At 48.4% G+C, this 1,107-nt stretch carries 2 protein-coding genes; both read right to left on the reverse strand.

Features of this window, described 5'->3' with window-relative positions; all coding sequences use genetic code 11:
* Window positions 1-229: 229 nt before the first annotated feature.
* A complete protein-coding gene (locus M8006_RS17595) occupies window positions 230-475 on the reverse strand; it encodes a hypothetical protein (RefSeq protein ID WP_250084496.1) in 246 nt (81 codons plus the stop codon).
* Window positions 459-1,107: RHS repeat-associated core domain-containing protein (locus M8006_RS17600; protein WP_250084498.1), on the reverse strand; the 649-nt coding region annotated here is incomplete at its 5' end. The genes M8006_RS17600 and M8006_RS17595, both read right to left, overlap by 17 nt.

Genomic DNA, 1,107 nt, shown 5'->3' on the forward strand with positions numbered 1-1,107 from the left:
AATTGCACATGAACGGACCCGTTGCAGGACGGCGACCAGGACGTTACGCTTTCACCCATAGTGGATGGCCTCTTGGAATCGTGTTCTTGGCGGAACATATTGATTACCTTAGAGATTACCATCCACTTTCTTTGTTTTCAGGCCTGCCTCGTGAATAAGGGGGGTTGATGGGTAGTGAATAGGCACAGTATACATATTGCGGTTATTGCTTGAGGCCTGAAGACGGAGTTTAGTGGCGCTTCTTCTTGTTTTTTTCGTCTTTTTTGCGCTGAAGTGTATTAAGTCCATCACCAGCACTGTCTATAAGCACTATAAATGTTGTGATTACGGCCACGGGAGCTAAAAAAAATGAAATTATCAACAAAACCGCTTTTATTGCCGTGAAGCTTCCGCTTTCAGGGCTGTACACGGCGATACCGCCGCTTAAAAAACAAATAATAAAAGACCAAATGCGGATTTTATTGATTATCTTCATTTTTATTTCCACTTAATAAGTCTTTTAGGTATTCCTGAGCATCTTTTATATTGCCATGGACCGTAGTAGTGGCTTTACAGTGCTGAAGTCCGCCTGCCATGCCAGTGCTTGGCCCAAGCCAGCCGCTGGCCCCTGCAATTGAGTTGCCTCCGACGTCGATAGAGCCCCCGCCACCCTTAACAACTCCCGCGCGCACGAAAGGTCCCCAAGTTTCTGATGTCCCGTTCTCCAAAGGAGTTGAGCTAACTGCAATGTTTCCTCCAGTGCCTGCCCCCCTGAACACTCCCAAGCCATACTGTTGACATTCAGTCACTACTGTCGCGGCATTTCCTTCAGAATCAAACTTAAGTCCAGTTGATACAGTTTGGCCAAAAAAACCACCAAACGTTTCTGCCGCAATATTTGGCTCTACACTCGTAACAAGGTCTTCCGCCTGCCTTCCCACCGTATTTGACTGACTGTAAGGTCCGCCGCCTAGCCCATAAGTCCGTCTACTCCCAAATAGCCCCAGCGGATCCACCATCCCCGTCGGATTGGTCACGTAGCCATAAAGGTTCGTACCACCTCTCAACCCAATCGGATCCTGACTGATATACCGCCCTTGCTGCGGGTCGTAGTACCGGTGACGGTTG

The organism is Halomonas llamarensis, assembly GCF_023555005.1.
Classification (GTDB): Bacteria; Pseudomonadota; Gammaproteobacteria; order Pseudomonadales; family Halomonadaceae; genus Vreelandella; species Vreelandella llamarensis.